Raw genomic sequence first — 21,519 nt, 5'->3', positions numbered from 1 at the left:
ATTTATTTGCCTTGATCAAAAAGGAGTCCTCATGAATCGCCCCAAGAGCATGCTGGTTGCCAACATTGCCTGGGCCCGCGAGACGCGCGAACACACGCCCGGCTTCTTCGACGCGCTCGCACGCGGCCAGAATCCGCGCGTACTGTGGATCGGCTGCGCCGACAGCCGCGTGCCGGCCGAGACCATCACGCACTGCGCGCCCGGCGAGCTGTTCGTCCATCGCAACATCGCGAACCTGTTCCACCCCGACGACGACAATTCCGCCAGCGTGCTCGAGTACGCGGTGCGGGTGTTGAAGGTCGACCACGTGATCGTGTGCGGGCACTACGGGTGCGGCGGCGTGCGCGCATCGCTGCTGCCGCCGCCCGCCGACCTGCCGCACGTCGCGCGCCGCATCGCGCCGCTCTGCGCGCTCGCGCGGCGCCATCGCGATACGCTCGACGGGCTGGACGACATGGCTGCCGCCGATCGCCTCGCCGAGCTGAACGTGCTCGAACAGGTGCGGCTGCTGCGTGCGTCGCCGATCGTGCGCGGCCGCGAACGGCCGCCGCTCGTGCACGGCTGGATCTTCTCGCTCGCCGACGGCCACCTGAAGGAACTCGATTCCGGCTATGCGCCATCGCCGGCCGAAGCCGAAGCCGAAGCCGAGCCCGAGCCTGCCGCGACCGCCGTCGCGCTCGGTTGACCCGCGCCCTGCCCTCCATGTCAACGAAATCACCCCAATCATGAAACTGAACGAGCGCCTGTCCACCCTGCCGCGCGACATCGTCGCCGGCATCGTCGTTTTTCTCGTCGCGCTGCCGCTCTGCCTCGGCATCGCCAACGCCTCCGGCGTCGAACCGTTCGCCGGGCTCGTATCGGGCATCGTCGGCGGCATCGTCGTCGCGCTGTTGAGCGGCTCGTCCCTGTCCGTCAGCGGGCCGGCCGCCGGCCTCGTCGTGATCGTCGTCGAAGGGATCGCGCAGCTCGGCAGCTTCTCCGCGTTCCTGCTCGCGGTGCTGCTGTCCGGCGTGCTGCAGTTCGGGTTCGGCATGCTGCGCGCCGGCCGCTTCGCCGCCTACGTCCCGTCGCCCGTCATCAAGGGCATGCTCGCCGCGATCGGCCTGCTGCTGATCGTGAAGCAGCTTCCGTTCGCATTCGGCATCGGCGGCCCGGCCGCGCAATCGTTTGCGAACTGGCTGCATTTGCCGACCGCATGGGCCGCCACGGCGATCGCGCTCGTGTCGCTGGCGCTGCTGATCGCGTGGGACACGCCGGCGCTCAAGCGCTTCGCGTGGGTACGCTCGGTACCCGCCCCGCTCGCGGTCGTCGTGCTCGGCATCGGCGCGACGCTCGTGCTCGGCATGGTCGCTCCGGCAGCCGCACCGGGCGCCGCCCATCGCGTCACGCTGCCCGAGTTCGACTCGTTTGCGGCGCTCGCGGCATCGCTCAAGCATGCGGAACTCGGCCCGAACTTCGCGCAACTGCTCAATCCGGACGTATGGCGCGTGGCGATCACGCTTGCGGTCGTCGCGAGCCTCGAGACGCTGCTGTGCCTCGAGGCGGTCGAACAGATCGATCCGAAGCGACGTCCGACGCAGCCCGATCGCGAGCTGAAGGCACAGGGCGTCGGCAACCTTGTCGCGGGCGCCGTCGGCGGCCTGCCGATCACGTCGGTGATCGTGCGTAGTTCGGCCAACGTCAACGCCGGCGCGCAAAGCCGGATGTCCGCGATCGTGCACGGGATCCTGCTGCTCGCGAGCGTGTTCGCGCTCACCGGCCTGATCAACCTGATCCCGCTCGCGAGCCTGGCCGCGATCCTGATCCACACCGGCATGAAGCTCGCGAAACCGGCGCTGTTCCGCTCGGTCATGAAGCAAGGCCCGGCCGCGTTCGCGCCGTTCGCGGCGACGATCGTCGGCGTGCTGGCGGTCGACCTGCTGTTCGGCATCGCGCTCGGCCTCGCGTGCAGCGTGCTGGCCGTCGCCGTCGCGAACCTGAAGAGCCCCGTCACGCTCGCGCAGCACGACGACCACTTCCTGCTGTCGTTCCGCAAGGACGTGTCGTTTCTGGGCAAGGTGCAGGTCAAGCACCACCTGCGACACATTCCGGACCGGGCGGCCGTGATCATCGACGCAACCCGCGCAGACTACATCGACCACGACGTGCTCGAGCTGCTCGACGCGTTCGTCGCCGATGCGCCGCGGCGCGGGATCGCGGTCGAGTTCCGCCGGCGCAACCCCGCGCCGCGCGCGGCCGCCCGCCGCTGGCTGTTCCGCGCGCCGGCCGCCGAATGAGCGGCCAATGAAAACAAACGCCCCGGCGGCGCAGGGCCGCACGGGGCGTTTCGAGGCTGCGTCCTGCGCGGCGCTTACGAGCGCTGCGGATTGACCTTGTCGTCCTTCGAGTGCAGCTTGTTCAGCGCGGAAATGTACGCCTTCGCGGACGCGGCGACGATATCCGGATCGGTGCCGACGCCGTTGACGATCCGCCCGCTCTTCGACAGCCGAACCGTCACTTCGCCCTGCGCCTGCGTGCCGGTCGTGATCGCGTTCACCGAGTACAGCAGCAGCTCGGAGCCGCTGCCGACTTCACCTTCGATCGCATTGAACGTCGCATCGACCGGGCCGTTGCCGCGCGCCTCGCCGGTCACTTCCTTGCCCTCGACCGCGAACACGACCTTCGCCTGCGGCTGCTCGCCCGTTTCCGAACGCTGCGACAGCGACACGAACTTGAAGTGCTCCTGCTCCTGCGCGAGCGCCGATTCCTCGGACACGATCGCGATGATGTCCTCATCGAAGATCTCCGCCTTGCGGTCGGCCAGATCCTTGAAGCGCATGAACGCGGCATTCAGTTCGGCTTCGCTGTCGAGCGATACGCCGAGCTCCTGCAGCCGCTGCTTGAACGCGTTGCGGCCCGACAGCTTGCCGAGCACGATCTTGTTCGCGGTCCAGCCCACGTCTTCCGCGCGCATGATCTCGTAGGTGTCGCGCGCCTTCAGCACGCCGTCCTGGTGAATGCCCGACGCGTGCGCGAACGCGTTCGCGCCGACCACCGCCTTGTTCGGCTGCACGACGAAGCCGGTGATCTGCGACACGAGCTTCGACGTCGGCACGATCTGCGTCGTGTCGATGCCGACGTCGAGACCGAAGTAGTCCTTGCGGGTCTTCACGGCCATCACGATTTCTTCGAGCGACGTGTTGCCCGCGCGCTCGCCCAGACCGTTGATCGTGCATTCGACCTGACGCGCGCCGCCGATCTTCACGCCGGCGAGCGAGTTCGCGACCGCCATCCCGAGGTCGTTATGGCAGTGCACCGAGAAGATCGCCTTGTCCGAGTTCGGAATGCGTTCGCGCAGCGTCTTCACGAGGTTGCCGTAGAGCTCCGGCACGCCGTAGCCGACCGTGTCGGCGATATTGATCGTCGTCGCGCCTTCGGCGATCACGGCTTCCAGCACGCGGCACAGGAAATCCATGTCCGAGCGGCTGCCGTCTTCCGGCGAGAACTCGACGTTGTCGGTGAACTTGCGCGCGAAACGCACGGCGAGGCGCGCCTGCTCGAACACTTGATCCGGCGTCATCCGCAGCTTCTTCTCCATGTGCAGCGGCGACGTCGCGATGAACGTGTGGATCCGGAAGCTGTTGGCGGGCTTCAGCGCGTCGGCCGCGCGCTGGATGTCCTTGTCGTTGGCGCGCGCCAGCGAGCAGATCGTGCTGTCCTTCACGAGCCCGGCGATCGTGTGGATCGCGTCGAAATCGCCGTTCGAGCTCGCGGCGAAGCCGGCCTCGATCACGTCGACCTTCATCCGCTCGAGGTGCTTCGCGATGCGGATTTTCTCTTCTTTCGTCATCGACGCGCCGGGCGATTGCTCGCCGTCACGCAACGTCGTATCGAAAATGATCAGCTTGTCTGTCATGGGGGCTCCAGGGCTCTTTTATACGGAAGTCAAACGTAACGAGATCGCGCCACCGCTGGCGACGCTCAACAACAGACGAGGCTTGACGGGGGGCGAGAACGGTCAGCGCGGCAGGCGCGCCAAAGCTAGCGCGCGTAGCGGCGCACCGGCTAGAAGGAGGGAGAGGCGGGGAAATACAGTCATGCCAAAGACTATAGCGACATTCCGTTGACCGCGCAATCGGACGGCACCCGGGAATCGACACGGCCGGCCCGAAAAAAGGGGCAAATGAAAACGGCGGCCCCGAGGCCGCCGTTTCCGGGCAAATCGCGTGTCGGCGTCAGTGCTCGCGCTGCGACGAGCGCGCCGGGTTCGCCCGCCCGCGCACGGCCATGTAGGCCCAGAACACGTAGCCGGACAGCCCGTACAGCACGAACAGGCAGAACAGCATCAGCGGCGGATCGGACGACACCAGCACGAACGCGACGACGACCAGCAGGATCGCCGCGAACGGCACGCGGTGGCGCACGTCGAGCGCCTTGCCGCTGTAGAACGGCGCGTTCGACACCATCGTCACACCCGCGTAGATCGTCAGCACGAACGCGACCCACGGCAGCCAGCCGAGCTTCATCGGCACGCGGTTGTCTGTCGCGAGCCACACGAAGCCCGCGATCAGCGCGGCCGCGGCCGGGCTCGGCAGCCCCTGGAAGAAGCGCTTGTCGACCACGCCGATGTTCGTGTTGAAGCGCGCAAGGCGCAGCGCGGCGCCCGAGCAATAGACGAACGCGGCGAGCCAGCCCCAGCGGCCGAGATCCTTCAGCACCCACTCGTACATCACGAGCGCGGGCGCGACGCCGAACGACACCATGTCCGACAGGCTGTCGAACTGCTCGCCGAACGCACTCTGCGTATGCGTCATGCGCGCGACGCGCCCGTCCATCCCGTCGAGCACCATCGCGACGAAAATCGCGATCGCGGCGATCTCGAAGCGCACGTTCATTGCCTGCACGACCGCGAAGAAGCCGCAGAACAGCGCGGCGGTCGTGAATGCATTCGGCAGCAGGTAGATGCCGCGCGTCTTCAGGAACCGCTGGCGCGCGGCGCGGCGGCTCTCGATGGGCGCCGAATCCGGCGCCATCACCTTGTTGCGGCGGAACGGGCGTGGCGTCTGGCCGGCGCCGTTGCGCGGCCGACGCGGTTTGAATGCGGCCATCGTGCGCCCCGCCGCTTACTGTTCGAGCTCGGCGAGGATCGTCGACGACGCGTAGACCTTCTCGCCGATCGACACCTTCGCGCGGCTGCCGAGCGGCAGGTACACGTCGACGCGCGAACCGAAGCGGATGAACCCGTAGCGCTGGCCGCGCGACAGCGGCTCGCCGGCACGGACGTAGCAGAGAATCCGGCGGGCGATCAGGCCGGCGATCTGCACCGAGGTGACCGTCTTGCCGCTCGCCGTCTGGATCACGACCGCATTGCGCTCGTTCTCGGTCGACGCCTTGTCGATCGCCGCGTTCAGGAACGCGCCCGGGAAGTATTCGACCTTGCTGATCGCGCCATCGACCGGCGAACGCTGCGAATGAACATTGAAGACATTCATGAACACGCTGATCTTCAGCGCTTCGCGGTTCGCGTACGGATCCTGCGCGGTCTCGACCGCGACGATGCGGCCGTCCGCCGGACACAGCACCGCGTTCGGCTGCGCCGGGATCGGGCGCTGCGGATCGCGGAAGAACTGGACGACGAAGACGAGCAGCAGCCAGAACGGCCACGCGAAGCCGAAGCCCCCGACGGCATGGATCAACAGCGCGATGACGGCTGCAATCGCGATGAACGGCCAGCCTTCGCGCGCGATGATCGGATGAGGATAGTTCATGGATTCGTTCTGTGTTCGGTGAATTGCAAAGCACGTAGCATAGCAAAAGCCGCCCGGGGCACTGCTGCCTTCGGACGGCTTTTTGATGCCGACCCTCCATTCGAAGGGCCGGAACGGCACGGCGCGCTTAGTTCTTCGTCTGGTCGACGAGCTTGTTCTTCGCGATCCACGGCATCATCGCGCGCAGCTTCGCACCGACCTGCTCGATCTGGTGCTCGGCCGTCAGGCGGCGGCGCGACTGCAGCGTCGGGGCGCCCGCCTTGTTCTCGAGAATGAAGCTCTTCGCGTACTCGCCCGTCTGGATGTCGGTCAGGCACTGCTTCATCGCCTTCTTCGTCTCTTCCGTGACGACGCGCGGGCCCGTCACGTACTCGCCGTATTCGGCGTTGTTCGAGATCGAGTAGTTCATGTTCGCGATGCCGCCTTCGTAGATCAGGTCGACGATCAGCTTCAGTTCGTGCAGGCACTCGAAGTACGCCATTTCCGGCGCGTAGCCGGCTTCCACCAGCGTCTCGAAACCGGCCTTGATCAGCTCGACGGTACCGCCGCACAGCACGGCCTGCTCGCCGAACAGGTCGGTTTCGGTTTCTTCACGGAAGTTCGTCTCGATGATGCCGGCACGGCCGCCGCCGTTCGCCGCCGCATACGACAGCGCGATGTCGCGCGCCGCGCCCGACTTGTTCTGCGCCACCGCGATCAGGTGCGGCACGCCGCCACCTTGCGAGTACGTGCCGCGCACGGTGTGGCCCGGCGCCTTCGGCGCGATCATGATCACGTCGAGGTCGGCGCGCGGGATCACCTGGCCGTAGTGGACGTTGAAGCCGTGCGCGAACGCGAGCGCCGCGCCCTGCTTGATGTTCGCGTGCACTTCCTTCGCGTACACGTCGGCGATCTGCTCGTCCGGCAGCAGCATCATGACGACGTCCGCGCCCTTCACCGCTTCGGCGACTTCCTTGACCGACAGGCCGGCGTTCTCGGCCTTGCTCCACGACGCGCCGCCCTTGCGCAGGCCGACCGTCACGTTCACGCCGCTGTCCTTCAGGTTCAGCGCGTGTGCATGGCCTTGCGAGCCGTAGCCGATGATCGTGACTTGCTTGCCCTTGATGAGGGAGAGGTCGGCGTCTTTGTCGTAGAAAACGTTCATGATGGTTCCTTCGCTAATTCAAAAATTCAACAATTCGTTCGGATGGAGTACTGCGGGCCGGGACATGACGGCGCACCCGGCGTCGGCATCACACCTTCAGGATGCGCTCGCCGCGCCCGATGCCTGAGCTGCCGGTGCGCACGGTCTCGAGGATCGCGCCCGCGTCCAGCCCCTGGATGAATGCGTCGAGCTTGTCGCTCGCGCCCGTCAATTCGATCGTGTAGGTCTTCTCGGTCACGTCGATGATGCGGCCGCGGAAAATATCCGACATCCGCTTCATTTCTTCGCGCTCCTTGCCCACTGCACGTACCTTGATCAGCATCAGCTCGCGTTCGATGTGTGCACCGTCGGTCAGGTCCACCACTTTCACCACCTCGATCAGGCGGTTCAGATGCTTCGTGATCTGTTCGATCACGTCGTCGGAGCCGATGGAAACGATGGTGAGCCGCGACAGCGATTGGTCTTCGGTCGGCGCCACCGTCAAGGTTTCAATGTTGTAGCCGCGTGCGGAAAACAGGCCGACCACGCGCGACAGCGCGCCCGGTTCGTTCTCCAGCAGGACGGAAATGATGTGTCTCATGTTCGCTTCTTCCAGAATGTGCCGTGTCGATTCACTCGCGCCGCGCGCCGCCGCGTGCCGCACCGCCCTTCGTGAAGGCGGCCGCATCGGGCCCGAGCGCGCGTCGCGCCGTTACAGATCTTCCGATCCGAGCAGCATCTCGGTGATGCCCTTGCCGGCCTGTACCATCGGCCAGACGTTTTCGGTCGGATCGGTCTGGAAGTCGAGAAACACGGTGCGGTCCTTCAGGCGCAGCGCTTCCTTCAGCGCCGGCTCCACATCCGAAGTCTTTTCGATCCGCATGCCGACGTGGCCGTACGCTTCGGCGAGCTTCACGAAATCGGGCAGCGCATCCATGTACGAATGCGAATAGCGCTTGCTGTATTCGATCTGCTGCCACTGGCGGACCATGCCGAGATAGCGGTTGTTCAGCGAAATGATCTTCACGGGCGTGTCGTACTGCAGGCAGGTCGACAGTTCCTGGATGCACATCTGGATCGAGCCTTCGCCCGTGATGCACAGCACGTCGTCGTCCGGATGGGCCATCTTCACGCCCATCGCCGCCGGCAGGCCGAAGCCCATCGTGCCGAGGCCGCCGGAGTTGATCCAGCGACGCGGCTTGTTGAAACGGTAGAACTGCGCGGCCCACATCTGGTGCTGGCCGACGTCCGAGCACACGAACGCATTGCCGTCCGTCAGCTCCCACGCCTTCTCGACCACGTACTGCGGCTTGATGATCTCGCTTTCGCGGTCGTACTTCAGGCAGTCCTTCGCGCGCCAGCCCTCGATGTCCTTCCACCATTGCGCGAGCGCCTCGGTGTCGGGGCCATGCTCGGCCGTCTGCAGTTGCTCGATCAGTTCCTTCAGCACTTCCTTCACGTCGCCGACGATCGGGATGTCGACCTTCACGCGCTTCGAGATCGACGACGGGTCGATGTCGATGTGAATGATCTTGCGCGGGCGCGACGCGAAGTGCGCCGGGTCGCCGATCACGCGGTCGTCGAAGCGGGCGCCGATCGCGATCAGCACGTCGCAGTGCTGCATCGCCATGTTCGCTTCGTAGGTGCCGTGCATGCCGAGCATGCCGAGGAATTTCCTGTCCGACGCGCGATAGCCGCCGAGGCCCATCAGCGTGTTCGTGACCGGGTAGCCGAGCAGGTCCGCGAACTGGTTCAGCTCACGCGACGCGTCGGCGAGGATGATGCCGCCACCCGTGTAGATGTACGGACGCTTGGCCGACAGCAGCAGCGACACGGCCTTGCGGATCTGGCCCGAATGGCCCTTCGTGACGGGGTTGTACGAACGCAGCGACACGCTCTTGATCGGCTCGTATTGGCACGGCGTCTTCGAGATGTCCTTCGGGATGTCGATCAGCACGGGGCCCGGACGGCCGGTGCGGGCGATATAGAACGCCTTCTTGACGGTTTCCGCGAGGTCGCGCACGTCCTTCACGAGGAAGTTGTGCTTCACGCACGGACGCGTGATGCCGACGGTGTCGCATTCCTGGAAGGCATCCTGGCCGATCGCGGCCGTCGGCACCTGGCCGCTGATCACGACCATCGGGATCGAATCCATGTAGGCCGTCGCGATGCCGGTCACCGCGTTGGTGACACCGGGGCCCGACGTCACGAGACAGACGCCGACATTGCCGGTGGAGCGCGCATACGCATCGGCTGCGTGCACGGCCGCCTGTTCATGGCGCACCAGCACGTGCTGAATCTTGTCCTGCTTGTACAGCTCGTCGTAGATATAGAGAACCGAGCCGCCGGGGTAGCCCCAGATGAATTCGACGTTTTCGTCGGCCAGTGCCTTCATGAGCACGGTGCCGCCGATGGAGTCGCTATCGGGAGGGGAAAGGGGTTCCGACGTGGAGAATTCCGCGCTGGGCATGTTCATTTCGACCTTTCGAATTTTCGGCAAAAAATTGATCGGGTGCTCTCTGCCGGGCTTGTGGCTCGGGTTCAAGCGGCGCGTCCAGTTTGAAGGGCGGGCTTCTTGGGCCAGCCTCAAATGAGACCATCACTTCATGTTGCGAATCGCTGACGATAGCGGGTCGTGATTGGCTCGTCAAGAAAAATATCCCGCAGCGCATCATGCGCGCCGCCCGGCGCCCGACCGGCGCGGTTGGCGCGCAACGTGCGGCGCCCGATCCGGTGCCAAGTCGCATGAAAATTTGATAGCATCCGCGGGTTTTACGAAATTTTTCGACCTTTTTCACCACGCAGCGGGCCGCAGCGCATACCTTCACGGAATGGCATCAGACAAGGAACTCGCCGACTTTCTGGCGGGCGTCGAAAGGCGCGCGTTCAAGCAGGCTGCGTACGCCGTGCGTGACGACGATGCATCGCTCGACATCGTGCAGGACGCGATGATCAAGCTCGCGGAAAAGTACGGCGACCGGCCGTCGGCCGAGCTGCCGCTGCTCTTTCAGCGGATCCTGCAGAACGCGATCCACGACTGGTTCCGGCGGCAGAAGGTCCGCAACACGTGGGTCACGCTGTTCTCGTCGCTGAACAGCACCGACGACGAAGACTTCGACCCGCTCGAAACGCTCGAATCCGCGGACGACAACGCGGGCGTCGAGAGCAGCGAGCACCGCCTCGAACGAGAGCAGGTTCTGGCCCTGATCGACGAAGAAATCCAGAAGCTTCCGGCGCGTCAACGGGAAGCGTTCCTGATGCGTTATTGGGAAGATATGGATGTCGCCGAGACTGCCGCCGCAATGGGGTGCTCCGAGGGCAGCGTCAAGACGCACTGCTCGCGGGCCACTCACACGCTGGCGCAAGCGCTCAAGGCCAAAGGAATCACGCTATGAGCTCCGCAAACCGAGAACACGAATTCGCGCTGAAGGTGCGCCGCGCACTGGACGAGCGCGCGGCCGCGCTGCCTGCCGCGACCACCGATCGGCTGGCCGTCGCCCGCCGGGCGGCGCTCGCGCGCAAGAAGCCCGAAGCCGCGAGCGCGCCGGTGTTCGTGCCGGCCTTCGCCGGCGCGGCCGGCGCCTACGGCTCGACGCCCGCGAACCGCCCGCCGGCCGGCCGCCCGTCCGCGTCGTTCGCCCGTCGCCTGCTGCGCGCATGGCCGCTCGCGCTGCTGCTGGCGGGGCTCGTCGGCATCGCGTACTGGGAAGACATGCAGCGCACCGCCGAGCTCGCCGACATCGACGCGGCGATGCTCAGCGACGACCTGCCGCTCAACGCGTATCTCGACCACGGATTCAACGCGTATCTGTCGCGCGCTCACTGACAGACAATAACGAGGGGATCGCACGGGTGAGTCAGAAGCGCGGCCTGGCCGTATTTTTCGGATGCGTGATCGCGATCGCCGTTTCCTACGTCGCCACGTATTCCCGATTCCACCCGGCCCCGGCGACGGCGCCCGTCGCGACCACCAGCCCCGCCGCGCCGGCGTCGGCGGCGACCGGGCTGAGCACCGACCTCCCCCCGCTGCCCCTGCCGCTGCCGGCCGCCGCCGGCCCGCTGTCGTGGGCGCGCCTCACGCCGGCCCAGCACGCGGCCCTCGCCCCGTTCGCCGACCAGTGGGACGGCTTCAGCGACGCCCGCAAACGAAAATGGCTGAAGATTGCATCACGTTTCGCAAAGTTGTCGCCGGATGACCAGAAGCGCCTGCAGGAACGGATGACCGAATGGGCGAAGATGACGCCCGAGCAACGCCGCGTCGCGCGCGAGAACTACCAGAGCGCGAAGGAGTTGTCGGCGCAAGCGCGCGAGCGCGCGTGGAAGGCCTACCAGCAGCTCCCCGAGGAGCAGAAGCAACGGCTGGCCGCCGCCGAGCGCCGCCGCAGGCCGAGTGTCGTCAGCGCGCCGCCGACCGTCGCCGACCGCGACGTCCGCCGCCTCGTCAATGCGCACGAACATCCGGCCAGCGGCGCGGCCGTCGCCCCGGCGCCCGCCTCGGCCAGCGCAGCCGCGCTGCCGGCGCCTGCATCGTCGACGGCAGGCGCCGCGTCCGCACCGCCTGCCGTGGCGCCGGTGTCGCCGGCCGATGCCCCGTCGCTGTTCAAGGGCTCCTGAGCGGCCGTGGCGAAGGTCCGCGCGCCCGAGCCCCCGGCCGCCGCGCCGTCCGTACGGCGGCGCCTCGCCGCGCTGCTCTACGAAGGCGTGCTGCTGTTCGGCGTCGTATTCTTCGCCGGGCTCGCGTTCAGCCTCGCGACGCAGCAACGCAACGGCCTCGTCCATCACAACCTGCTTGCCGCGTGGATCGCGCTCGTCGTCGGCGCGTATTTCGTGTGGTTCTGGACGCACGGCGGCCAGACGCTGCCGATGAAAACCTGGCGGCTGCGGCTCGAATCGTCGAGCGGCCGGCCGCTGAGCGCCGGCCACGCGCTCGTCCGCTACGTGCTCGGCTGGCTGTGGTTCCTGCCGCCGCTCGCACTGCACCCGCTCCTCGGCCTGTCGGTACCCGTCACGCTCGCGCTCACCGCCGCATGGATCGTCGTGTGGGCCGGCGCCGCGCGGCTGCACGCTGGCCGCCAGTTCCCGCACGACCGCATCGCCCGCACGCGCGTCGTCGCCCTGCCGCGCTGACGCGCCGCATTCAGCAGACGAAAGCCGTTCGTCCGGCGCCGCTTCATCCAGCCGGGCTGGCCTGACCGGACAAGCCCCAGCCGTTCAGTGCGGCAGATTACGCAACGTCCGTTCATTCACGGCTAAACACCCTTCGACGGTCGTAATAAGAACGTCTCGTGACTGTCACGGCACAGTCACGCCCGCATGGCGGAATGCCGGTAATGTCAACCGGCGCGAGTCATGCATGGGCCAGAAAACGTCCGCGACCTCACTGTTTCGCCACCCCATCGGCGCCCGCGCCGCCACTGCGTTCCTGTCCGGCACGGGGGCAACCGACGGCGTGGCGTCCCAAAAGCCGCCCGTCGCGCACACCACGCAACACGAGGATCCCGAGCCGTCCGCCCACCGCTACCGCACCATCTGGCTGTCCGACATCCACCTCGGCTCGAGCGGCTGCCAGGCGCCCTACCTGCTGGATTTCCTGCGTCACAACGACTCGGAATACCTGTACCTCGTCGGCGACATCATCGACGGCTGGCAGTTGAAGAAAGGCTGGTACTGGCCGCAGGCGCACAACGACGTCGTGCAGAAGATCCTGCGCAAGGCGCGCAAGGGCACGCAGGTCGTCTACATCCCCGGCAACCACGACGAAGGCGCGCGGCAGTTCTGCGATCTCGCGTTCGGCGACATCCAGGTGCGCGGCGAGGCGTTCCACACGACGCTCGCGGGCAAACGTTTGTGGATCGTGCACGGCGACCTGTTCGACGGCGTGATCCAGCACGCGAAATGGCTGGCCTACCTCGGCGACACGCTCTACACGCTGATCCTCGTGCTGAACCGCTGGTTCAACCGGATCCGCAGCCGGCTCGGTTTCCAGTACTGGTCGCTGTCGCAGTACCTGAAGCACCAGGTCAAGAACGCGGTCAACTTCATCTCGCAGTTCGAGACCGTGATGACCGACGAGGCGCGCCGCCGCGGCTGCGACGGCGTCGTGTGCGGCCATATCCACAAGGCGGAGATCCGCGACATCGACGGCGTGCTGTACTGCAACGACGGCGACTGGGTCGAAAGCCTGTCCGCGCTCGTCGAAACGATGGAAGGCGAACTGAAGATCGTCTACTGGACGGTGATGCGCACCGCGCCGTCGGAAGCCACGTCGCGCAAGGCCAAGGCCGCTGCCTGACACAACCCAACTTACAGGACATGCCGCGATGAAGATCATGATCGTCACCGACGCGTGGGAACCGCAGGTCAACGGCGTCGTGCGCACGCTGAAGAGCACGTCGCGCGAACTCACGGCGCTCGGCCACCGCGTCGAACTGCTCACGCCGCTGGAATTCCGCACGGTGCCCTGCCCGACCTACCCCGAGATCCGCCTGTCGATCCTGCCGTACCGCAAGCTGCGCGCACGGATCGATGCGTTCGCACCCGACGCGCTGCACATCGCGACCGAAGGCCCGCTCGGCCTCGCCGCACGGCGCTATGCGCGCGCCCGCAAGCTGCCGTATACGACCGCGTACCACACGCGCTTTCCGGAATACGTGCAGGCGCGCTTCGGCATTCCGCTCGCCGCGACCTACCGCTTCCTGCACTGGTTCCACGGCCCGTCGCTCGCGGTGATGGCGCCGACGCCGGTCGTCAAGCAGGACCTCGAGAAATTCGGCTTCACGAACGTGGTGCTGTGGACCCGCGGCGTCGATCTCGACATCTTCCGGCCGATGGAGTCGAAGGTGCTCAACACCGCGCGGCCGATCTTCCTGTACGTGGGCCGCGTCGCGATCGAGAAGAACGTCGAGGCGTTCCTGCGCCTCGACCTGCCCGGCTCGAAGTGGGTCGCGGGCGAAGGCCCCGCGCTCGCGGAGCTCAAGTCGCGCTACCCGGAAGCGAACTATCTCGGCGTGCTGTCACAGACGGAGCTCGCGAAGGTGTATGCTGCGGCCGACGTGTTCGTGTTTCCGAGTCGCACCGACACGTTCGGCCTCGTGCTGCTCGAAGCCCTCGCCTGCGGCACGCCGGTGGCCGCGTATCCCGTCACGGGCCCGATCGACGTGCTCGGCGAAGGCCATGCCGGCGCGATGCACGAGGACCTGCAGGAAGCCTGCCTCGAGGCGCTGAAGATCGAACGCACGACTGCGCGCGCGTGGGCCGAACGCTTCTCGTGGCGCGCGGCATCCGAGCAGTTCGCGTCGCATCTGAAGCCGCTGCCGAAGACCGCGTACTCGCCAGCCGAAGGTGCCGCCGTTTGAAACGAGACCTGAACGACAAGATTCCGCCCCCCGCCGCGACGCCGCCACGGCACCGCCCGTTCGACGAGGAAGAGCCGCACGCCGACGCCGACGCGCACACGCACGAGCCGCTCGGCCCCGACGATCGGCTCGCGCCGCTGCCGCCGAACCCGTACAAGCGCCACCGCGGCATCACGCGCGCGTGGTTCGCGCTCAAGCATTCGCTGAACGGCTTTCGCGTCGCGATCCGCGAGGAGAGCGCGTTTCGCCAGGAGCTCACGCTCGCCGCGCTGATGCTGCCGATCGGCGCGTTCGCGCCGGTGCCGGCCGCGTCGCGCGCGCTGCTGATCGGCTCGGTGCTGCTGGTGCTGATCGTCGAGCTGCTGAACTCGAGCGTCGAAGCCGCGATCGACCGCATCTCGCTCGAGCGTCACGAACTCTCGAAGCGCGCGAAGGACCTCGGCAGCGCGGCCGTAACGGTCGCGCTGTTCGCATGCGTGACGACGTGGGGCTTCGTGCTCGGACCGGTCGTCGCACGCTGGCTCGGCTTCTAGGGTCTGTTTACATACGGAACGCACATGCGAATGCGCGAAATCGCTCGCAGGGCAAGGAGGAAGGAGCGCCGTTTGGCCGAGCCAAACAAGTGACGCGCGACGCCGCCATGCGGGCGATTTCGCGCATTCCCCTGGAATGATTTTTTAATTTGGGGTTGCCACGAGAACGGCCGCTCGCCGCGTTGTGCTCCTTGCGAATACGTCCAGTATTCGCGGCGTCGCACGCCTCGCGAGCGGCCGTTCTCGTGGCAACGCATGTGCGTTCCGTATGTAAACAGACCCTAGCAACCGGCGGGCCTCTTTCCCGCCGCCCGCGTGCGGCGCTGCACCATGCGCCGCGCGGCGGCCGCGCTCACGAAATGCCCCGATGGGGCGAAACCCCGGTTTATAATCGTCGGCCAGACATAGAACAGCAACCCGCGCCGGACGAATCACGCAGCATCGATTGCAGCGCCCGCCAGTCCGGCATACACAGGGCCGGACGACATGGAAGCGAAACCTCCCCGCCGCACCCGCGAACGGATTCTCGAGTTGTCGTTGAAACTCTTCAACGAGATCGGCGAACCGAACGTCACCACCACGACGATCGCCGAGGAAATGGAAATCAGTCCAGGCAACCTGTACTACCATTTCCGCAACAAGGACGACATCATCAACAGCATCTTCGCGCAGTTCGAGCAGCAGATCGAACGGCGGCTGCGCTTCCCCGAAGATCACCGTCCGACGATCGACGAAACCTGGTCGTACCTGCAGTACATGGCCGATTTCATGTGGACCTACCGGTTCCTGTATCGCGACCTCAACGACCTGCTCGCCCGCAACCGCACGCTCGAGACGCACTTCAAGCAGATCATCAGCCACAAGGTGCGCTTCGCGCACGACATGTGCGAACTGCTCGTCTCCGATGCCGAAATGGTCGCGACGCCCGCCGAGATCGAAGTCATCGCCACCAACATGGCGGTGATCTCGACGTACTGGCTGTCGTACCAGTACGTGATGCATCCGCGCAAGTACAACGACCAGGACGCGATCCGCGAAGAGCTGCACCAGGTGAGCATGCACGTGATCTCGATCATGGCGCCGTACCTGCGCGGCCGTTCGCGCCAGCTGTTCGACGATCTCGTCTCCGGCAAGCTGCCCAAGCGCCAGTTCACCGACTACCTGCCCCCGCGCGACGGTTCGCCGCGCCCGGCCGGCAGCCCCGTCGCCACCGGCCCGGCCCCCGCCAAGGACGCGAAGCAATGAAGGCAGTCTGCGTTTACTGCGGCTCGTCGTCCGGCGTGCGGCCCGTCTACGCCGATGCCGCGCGCGCGTTCGGCCGCGCGCTCGTCGACGCAGGTCTCACGCTCGTGTACGGCGGCGGGCGCGTCGGCCTGATGGGTGTGATCGCCGACGAAGTGATGGCGGCCGGCGGCCGTGCGGTCGGCGTGATCCCCGAGCTGCTCGTCGACAAGGAAGTCGGCCATACGGGGCTGTCGGAGCTGCACGTCGTGCCCGACATGCATCATCGCAAGAAAATGATGGCCGACCTCTCCGACGCGTTCGTCGCGATGCCCGGCGGCGCCGGCACGCTCGAGGAGCTCTTCGAGGTCTACACGTGGGCGCAGCTCGGCTATCACCGCAAGCCCGTCGCGCTCTACAACATCGATTCGTTCTACGATCCGCTGATCGCGCTGCTGCGCCATACGGTCGACGAAGGCTTCATGCGGCCGGCCTATTTCGACGCGCTGTGCGTCGAATCGGAGCCCGTCGCGCTGATCGAGCGGCTGCGCCGCTACCAGCCGCCCACCCGCGACAAGTGGGCGCCCGACGCAGCGAAGTAACCTTCACCGGAAACCGTACGCGATGACCGCACCGTCCGACCGCAAGGCCGTCCTCATCACCGGCGCGAGCCGCGGCATCGGCCGCGCGACCGCCGTGCTCGCCGCCGAGCGCGGCTGGGACGTCGGCATCAACTACGCACGCGACGCGGCGGCGGCCGAACTGACCGCGCAGGCCGTGCGCGACGCGGGCGGCCGCGCGTGCATCGTCGCGGGCGACGTCGCGAACGAGGCGGACGTCGTCGCGATGTTCGATACCGTCGCGGGGACGTTCGGGCGGCTCGACGCGCTCGTCAACAACGCGGGCATCGTCGCGCCGTCGATGCCGCTCGCCGACATGCCGGTCGACCGGCTGCGGCGGATGTTCGATACCAACGTGCTCGGCGCGTACCTGTGTGCGCGCGAAGCCGCGCGCCGGCTGTCCACCGACCGCGGCGGGCGCGGCGGCGCGATCGTCAACGTGTCGTCGATCGCGTCGCGGCTCGGCTCGCCGAACGAGTACGTCGACTACGCGGGCTCGAAAGGCGCGGTCGATTCGCTGACGATCGGCCTCGCGAAGGAACTCGGCCCGCACGGCGTGCGCGTCAACGCGGTGCGCCCCGGCCTGATCGAGACCGATATTCATGCGAGCGGCGGCCAGCCGGGCCGGGCGGCCCGTCTCGGCGCGCAGACGCCGCTCGGCCGCGCGGGCGAAGCGCAGGAGATCGCGGAGGCGATCGTCTGGCTGCTCGGCGACGCGGCGTCCTACACGACGGGCGCGCTGCTCGACGTCGGCGGCGGCCGCTAAGCTGACGCGCGGTGCAACAATACGGCGGTCACAAACGCCCCTTCGTCACGGCGCCACAAATCTCCACAATTCCGTGACAGTTTCAGTAAACATTCGTAACAATTCCGTGCTCTACTAGCGGACATCCAGACAGGTGTCCCGAACACGCTGTCCGTTACCCGAATGTAGCCGCTAATCGGTCCAGCCCATGTCGCCGGACCGGCTCGACTCGACCCGAGATCTTTTCCATGCCTGGAACCGCAGCGCCCGGCCGGCGACGCACGCCCGTGCCCGCCTCGGCCGCGCACACCCGCTCGACCGCCGATACCGACGCCATCGCGACGCTGGACGCCGCCGGCACGCCCGTCGCCGCCTCGACCGCCGCGATCAGCCCCCCACGCGAGCGCTCGCTGCCGCTCGGCTGGCGCGCGTGGCTGTTCGTCGCCGCCCTGGTGTGCGCGTACACGCTGCCCGGCGTGCTCGGGCACGATCCGTGGAAACAGGATGAAACCTACACGTTCGGCATCATCCAGCACATGCTCGAGACCGGCGACTTCGTCGTGCCGACCAATGCCGGCCTGCCGTTCATGGAAAAACCGCCGCTCTACGCGTGGGTCGCGACCAGCCTCGCGTGGCTGCTGCAGCGCGTGATGCCGCTGCACGACGCGGCACGCCTGGCGAGCGCCCTGTTCGCCGCGCTCGCGTTCGGCTTCATCGCGCGCGCGGCGCGCGTGACCAGCCGGTCGGACACGTGGTTCGACCTGCGCGTGCTCGGCCCGGTCGTGCTGAGCGCGAGCACGCTCGTCGTCATCAAGCACGTGCACGACATGATGACGGACGTCGCGCTGTTTGCCGGCACGGCGATGGGATTCTGCGGGCTGCTCGAACTCGTGATGCAGCACGTCGCGCGCGCGCAGCAGATGCGGCACGGGCTGCCGCCGCATCCGGCCGGCCGCTGGGCCGCGCCGCTCTTCGGCGCGGGCGTCGGCATCGCGCTGATGGCGAAAGGGCTGTTCGTGCCGCTCGTGTTCGCGGCCACGCTCGTCTGCACGCTGGCGCTCTACCCGGCCTGTCGCACCCGCGCGTTCGCACGCGCGCTCGGCGTCGCCGCGCTCGTGTTCGCGCCGTTCGCGCTGATCTGGCCGACCGCGCTATTCCTGCGCTCGGAAACGCTGTTCATGACGTGGTTCTGGGACAACAACGTCGGGCGCTTCTTCGGTTTCTCCGTCCCCGAACTCGGCGCGGAAAACGACAAGCCGTTCTTCATCCTGCGCGCGTTCCTGCTGGTCGGCTTCCCGGTCGCACCGCTCGCGATCGTCGCGCTCGCGCGCGGCGCATGGCGCGACTGGCGTGCGCCGCGCATCGCGCTGCCCGTGCTGTTCGCCGGTATCGGGCTCGTGGTGCTGCAGGTGTCCGCGACGTCGCGCCAGCTTTACATCCTGCCGTTCTTCGCGCCGCTCGCGCTGGTCGCCGCGCAGGCGATCGACCGCCTGCCGCGCCGCGCGCATCTCGCGTGGGACTACCTGAGCCGCATCCTGTTCGGCACGGTCGTCGCGCTGGCATGGGCGATCTGGGCGGTGATGGCCGATTCGGCCGCGTCGCGCGCCGATCTCGCGCTGCTCGGCCGCTGGCTGCCGCTCGACTGGACGATGCCGATCCAGCCCGCGCTCGTGACCGGCGCGCTCGCGCTGACGGTCGGCTGGCTGACGCTGCTGCCGAAGCTGCGCACGACGGGCCTGTGGCGCGGCGCGCTGTCGTGGGGCGCCGGCGCGCTCGTCGCGTGGGGGCTCGTCTATACGCTGCTGCTACCGTGGCTCGATGTCGCGAAGAGCTACCGCTCGGTGTTCGACGACCTGAACGCGCATCTCGCGCTCGAATGGAACGACGGCGACTGCATGGCGAGCCTGCATGGGCTCGGCGAATCGGAAGCGACGATGCTGTACTACTTCTCCGGCATCCAGCACACGCCGATCGACGATGCGAAGACGACGCGCTGCACGTGGATGATCGTGCAGGGCGTGCGGGCCGTCGATCCGGCGCCCGGCAATGAATGGAAGCTGTTCTGGGCCGGCGCCCGCCCGGGCGACAACGAGGAGCTGCTGCGCGTCTACGTGCGCACGCCCGAACAGCATCCGCAGTGACACAGGGCGGCGCGATGCGCCGTCCTGCCCGCCTTCACTTTCCTCTTCGGCGCGCGCCGCGCTCAGCCGTCCGGCCGGTGCGCAGCCTTTTGCGACACCGGCGCCGGCACGAACCCGCATGCGTCCCAGGGTTCGCCGCGCCCTCTCCTCATCCCGCCAACCTCCGGATCGTCAGAACGACGAGCCGGGCTCCCGCAGAAACGCCGTTTCCTCGTCGGTCGACGCGCGACCGAGAATCGCGTTCCGGTGCGGAAAGCGGCCGAAGCGCTCGACGACGGCCGCATGCAGCAACGCGAAGCGGTGATAACTCTCGCACCCGGCCTCGTCGCGGATGCCCGCGCACAGGCGCACGGCCTCGCGCTGGCTCTCGAGCGACTCGTCGTGCTCGAACGGCAGATACGCGAACGCACGGTGATGCCCGCTCGGCAACCGCACGTCCCAGCCGGCCGCGACGACGCGGCGGGCGAGCGCGAGCGCCTTCGGATCGGCGGCAAACGCGCGCGGCGTGCCGCGATGGATGTTGCGCGAGAACTGGTCGAGCACGACGATCAACGCCAGCGCGCCCGACGGCGAATCGGCCCAGTGATCGCAGGCGCCGTCGCACGCGGCGTCGAGCAGCGCGCCGTAACGCGTGCGCAGCACGTCGTCGAACGCCGCGCCGCCGTTGAACCAGATCTTGCGGTTCTGCCCGAATTCGGCCGAGCCCGGCTCGCCGAACCAGAAATCGAGAATCTCCCGTGCCTGCGGATCGAGCGCCGCCGCGCCCGCCTTCCCGGTATCGATCGTCATGCAAACTCCAGTACGAGGCGCCGTGTGCGCGCGCTCTTCTTTTCCAGTTTCGCGACCCGCAGCCCGCCGATTTCGGACGTGTTGCGCACATGCGTGCCGCCGCACGGCTGCAGGTCGACGTTTTCGATGCGCAGCAGCCGCACGCGGCCGAGGCCCATCGGCGGCTTCACGCTCATCGTGCGCACGAGTTCGGGCCGTTGGGCCATCTCGTCGTCGGTGATCCATTCGGTCGTGACCGGATGCGCACCGGCGACGAGGCGCGCGAGGCGCCGCTCGACGTCGTCGCGGTCGATCGCCTCGGACGTCGCGAAATCGAGCCGCACATAGTCGGCCGTCACGCTGCAGCCGTCGACCGCGTACGGCAGCACCGCGCACATCAGATGCGCGGCCGTATGCAGGCGCATGTGCCGATAGCGGCGCAGCCAGTCGATCTGCGCGACCACGCGCGTGCCGGGAGCGAGCGTCGCGACGCTCGCCGCCTGGCCCGGCGCCGGCACATGGACGGCGTCGTCGGGCGTCGCGCCGTCGAACTTCGCCTTGCGCGTGTCGGCGATCGCGATCGTGCTGCCGTCGGGCAGCGTGAGCGTACCGGCGTCGCCGGCCTGGCCGCCGCCGAGCGGATAGAACACCGTGCGGTCGAGCCGGATGCCGTCGTCGCCGACGGCCTGGACGATCGCCCCGCATTGCGTGAGGTACGCGTCTTCGCGAAACAGCGCTTGTGTCGTCATCGGGCGAGCCTCGAATCGATGGGGGAAACGGCCAGTGTCGCGCCGGGCCGCACGGGCGCCCAGACGCAGATCGTCCCGCGCGCGGGCAGCGGCGTACCGGTCGATCAACCGGGCCGGTTGCGCATCCAGTCCGCCGTGTCGTAGAACGAGTGCATGAGCCGCTCGCGCAGCGGCTCCGCCAGCCCGACGTCCTCCATCGCCCACGCCATGCAGCGCAGCCACTGGTCGCGCTCGACCGATGCGATCGGGAACGGCAGGTGCCGCGCGCGCAGCCGCGGATGGCCGAACCGGCCGATGTAGTGGTCGGGGCCGCCGAGCCAGCCGCACAGGAACCAGAACAGCTTGTCGCGCGACCCATCGAGCGACGGCGGGTGCAGCGCGCGAATCTGCGCGAACTCGGGCTCGAGGTCCATCAGGTCGTAGAAGCGGTCCACCATTTCGCGCACGCGGGCTTCGCCGCCCACGAGCTCGAACGCCGTCGGCTGCGACGGCGCGTCGTCATTCACATCGGTCATAC

Annotated in this window: 22 protein-coding genes; 13 read left to right on the top strand and 9 right to left on the bottom strand. The window is 67.3% G+C overall.

What is annotated here, in order from left to right; all coding sequences use genetic code 11:
* Window positions 1–31 precede the first annotated feature (31 nt).
* A complete protein-coding gene (locus tag QZM15_RS26735) occupies window positions 32–685 on the top strand; it encodes a carbonic anhydrase (RefSeq protein WP_059646593.1) in 654 nt (217 codons plus the stop codon).
* 40 nt (window positions 686–725) lie between these two features.
* Window positions 726–2,276: a SulP family inorganic anion transporter gene (locus tag QZM15_RS26730; RefSeq protein ID WP_059583618.1), complete on the top strand. Its 1,551-nt coding sequence runs from the start codon at window positions 726–728 to the stop codon at window positions 2,274–2,276.
* 74 nt (window positions 2,277–2,350) lie between these two features.
* Here the strand turns inward: QZM15_RS26730 and QZM15_RS26725 are convergent, their stop codons facing one another.
* The 6 genes from QZM15_RS26725 to QZM15_RS26700 form a co-directional block, all read right to left on the bottom strand.
* The gene (locus QZM15_RS26725; RefSeq protein ID WP_059583619.1) at window positions 2,351–3,895 is read right to left on the bottom strand and encodes a 2-isopropylmalate synthase; all 1,545 of its coding nucleotides are present in this window, start codon (window positions 3,893–3,895) and stop codon (window positions 2,351–2,353) included.
* 319 nt (window positions 3,896–4,214) lie between these two features.
* On the bottom strand, window positions 4,215–5,087 hold the full coding sequence (gene pssA, locus QZM15_RS26720) for a CDP-diacylglycerol--serine O-phosphatidyltransferase (RefSeq protein WP_059583621.1): 873 nt from the start codon (window positions 5,085–5,087) through the stop codon (window positions 4,215–4,217).
* 15 nt (window positions 5,088–5,102) lie between these two features.
* Window positions 5,103–5,747 carry a phosphatidylserine decarboxylase gene (locus tag QZM15_RS26715; RefSeq protein ID WP_006491035.1) on the bottom strand — a complete coding sequence of 215 codons (645 nt, stop codon included), beginning with the start codon at window positions 5,745–5,747 and terminating at the stop codon, window positions 5,103–5,105.
* A gap of 127 nt (window positions 5,748–5,874) precedes the next feature.
* Window positions 5,875–6,891: a ketol-acid reductoisomerase gene (gene ilvC / locus QZM15_RS26710; protein ID WP_006478252.1), complete on the bottom strand. Its 1,017-nt coding sequence runs from the start codon at window positions 6,889–6,891 to the stop codon at window positions 5,875–5,877.
* 88 nt (window positions 6,892–6,979) lie between these two features.
* The gene (gene ilvN / locus QZM15_RS26705; RefSeq protein WP_006398781.1) at window positions 6,980–7,471 is read right to left on the bottom strand and encodes an acetolactate synthase small subunit; all 492 of its coding nucleotides are present in this window, start codon (window positions 7,469–7,471) and stop codon (window positions 6,980–6,982) included.
* A 111-nt stretch (window positions 7,472–7,582) separates the two neighbouring features.
* Window positions 7,583–9,346 carry an acetolactate synthase 3 catalytic subunit gene (locus tag QZM15_RS26700; RefSeq protein ID WP_059583623.1) on the bottom strand — a complete coding sequence of 588 codons (1,764 nt, stop codon included), beginning with the start codon at window positions 9,344–9,346 and terminating at the stop codon, window positions 7,583–7,585.
* 355 nt (window positions 9,347–9,701) lie between these two features.
* On the opposite strand from QZM15_RS26700, the gene QZM15_RS26695 reads away from it, so the two are divergent.
* The 11 genes from QZM15_RS26695 (at window position 9,702) to QZM15_RS26645 (ending at window position 19,485) form a co-directional block, all read left to right on the top strand.
* Window positions 9,702–10,265 (top strand): RNA polymerase sigma factor, encoded by a 564-nt coding sequence (locus tag QZM15_RS26695; RefSeq protein WP_059646583.1) that lies wholly within the window; start codon window positions 9,702–9,704, stop codon window positions 10,263–10,265.
* Window positions 10,262–10,696, top strand: a complete 435-nt coding sequence (locus QZM15_RS26690) for a DUF3619 family protein (RefSeq protein ID WP_059583627.1) — start codon at window positions 10,262–10,264, stop codon at window positions 10,694–10,696. The genes QZM15_RS26695 and QZM15_RS26690 overlap by 4 nt, the downstream gene beginning before the upstream one ends.
* Before the next feature lie 26 nt (window positions 10,697–10,722).
* A complete protein-coding gene (locus tag QZM15_RS26685; RefSeq protein WP_302107577.1) occupies window positions 10,723–11,484 on the top strand; it encodes a DUF3106 domain-containing protein in 762 nt (253 codons plus the stop codon).
* Window positions 11,485–11,490: 6 nt separating this feature from the next.
* The gene (locus QZM15_RS26680) at window positions 11,491–11,997 is read left to right on the top strand and encodes an RDD family protein (protein WP_059583631.1); all 507 of its coding nucleotides are present in this window, start codon (window positions 11,491–11,493) and stop codon (window positions 11,995–11,997) included.
* 226 nt (window positions 11,998–12,223) lie between these two features.
* Window positions 12,224–13,162, top strand: a complete 939-nt coding sequence (locus QZM15_RS26675) for a UDP-2,3-diacylglucosamine diphosphatase (protein WP_060312086.1) — start codon at window positions 12,224–12,226, stop codon at window positions 13,160–13,162.
* 28 nt (window positions 13,163–13,190) lie between these two features.
* Complete coding sequence (locus QZM15_RS26670) at window positions 13,191–14,225, top strand: glycosyltransferase family 1 protein (protein WP_059583634.1); 1,035 nt, start codon at window positions 13,191–13,193, stop codon at window positions 14,223–14,225.
* Window positions 14,222–14,758 (top strand): diacylglycerol kinase, encoded by a 537-nt coding sequence (locus QZM15_RS26665; RefSeq protein WP_059583636.1) that lies wholly within the window; start codon window positions 14,222–14,224, stop codon window positions 14,756–14,758. The genes QZM15_RS26670 and QZM15_RS26665 overlap by 4 nt, the downstream gene beginning before the upstream one ends.
* A 486-nt stretch (window positions 14,759–15,244) precedes the next feature.
* Window positions 15,245–16,003 (top strand): TetR/AcrR family transcriptional regulator, encoded by a 759-nt coding sequence (locus QZM15_RS26660; RefSeq protein ID WP_059583638.1) that lies wholly within the window; start codon window positions 15,245–15,247, stop codon window positions 16,001–16,003.
* The gene (locus tag QZM15_RS26655) at window positions 16,000–16,581 is read left to right on the top strand and encodes a TIGR00730 family Rossman fold protein (RefSeq protein ID WP_060312082.1); all 582 of its coding nucleotides are present in this window, start codon (window positions 16,000–16,002) and stop codon (window positions 16,579–16,581) included. The genes QZM15_RS26660 and QZM15_RS26655 overlap by 4 nt, the downstream gene beginning before the upstream one ends.
* A 22-nt stretch (window positions 16,582–16,603) precedes the next feature.
* On the top strand, window positions 16,604–17,365 hold the full coding sequence (locus QZM15_RS26650) for an SDR family oxidoreductase (RefSeq protein WP_302107576.1): 762 nt from the start codon (window positions 16,604–16,606) through the stop codon (window positions 17,363–17,365).
* Window positions 17,366–17,592: 227 nt separating this feature from the next.
* Window positions 17,593–19,485: a glycosyltransferase family 39 protein gene (locus QZM15_RS26645; protein WP_302107575.1), complete on the top strand. Its 1,893-nt coding sequence runs from the start codon at window positions 17,593–17,595 to the stop codon at window positions 19,483–19,485.
* A gap of 171 nt (window positions 19,486–19,656) precedes the next feature.
* On the opposite strand, the gene QZM15_RS26640 is transcribed toward QZM15_RS26645, so the two are convergent.
* The 3 genes from QZM15_RS26640 to QZM15_RS26630 all read right to left on the bottom strand — a co-directional run bounded on the left by QZM15_RS26640 (window position 19,657) and on the right by QZM15_RS26630 (window position 21,517).
* A complete protein-coding gene (locus QZM15_RS26640) occupies window positions 19,657–20,274 on the bottom strand; it encodes a DUF924 family protein (RefSeq protein WP_124863026.1) in 618 nt (205 codons plus the stop codon).
* Window positions 20,271–21,002: an alanyl-tRNA editing protein gene (locus QZM15_RS26635; RefSeq protein ID WP_302107574.1), complete on the bottom strand. Its 732-nt coding sequence runs from the start codon at window positions 21,000–21,002 to the stop codon at window positions 20,271–20,273. Before QZM15_RS26635 ends, QZM15_RS26640 begins: the two co-directional genes overlap by 4 nt.
* Before the next feature lie 104 nt (window positions 21,003–21,106).
* On the bottom strand, window positions 21,107–21,517 hold the full coding sequence (locus QZM15_RS26630; protein ID WP_059583648.1) for a group II truncated hemoglobin: 411 nt from the start codon (window positions 21,515–21,517) through the stop codon (window positions 21,107–21,109).
* Window positions 21,518–21,519: the final 2 nt, after the last annotated feature.

This window comes from Burkholderia sp. AU44665, assembly GCF_030504405.1.
Lineage (GTDB): Bacteria > Pseudomonadota > Gammaproteobacteria > Burkholderiales > Burkholderiaceae > Burkholderia > Burkholderia semiarida.
The sequence above is the reverse complement of the archived record's forward strand: the minus strand, read 5'-3'. Positions and strand labels throughout refer to the sequence as shown.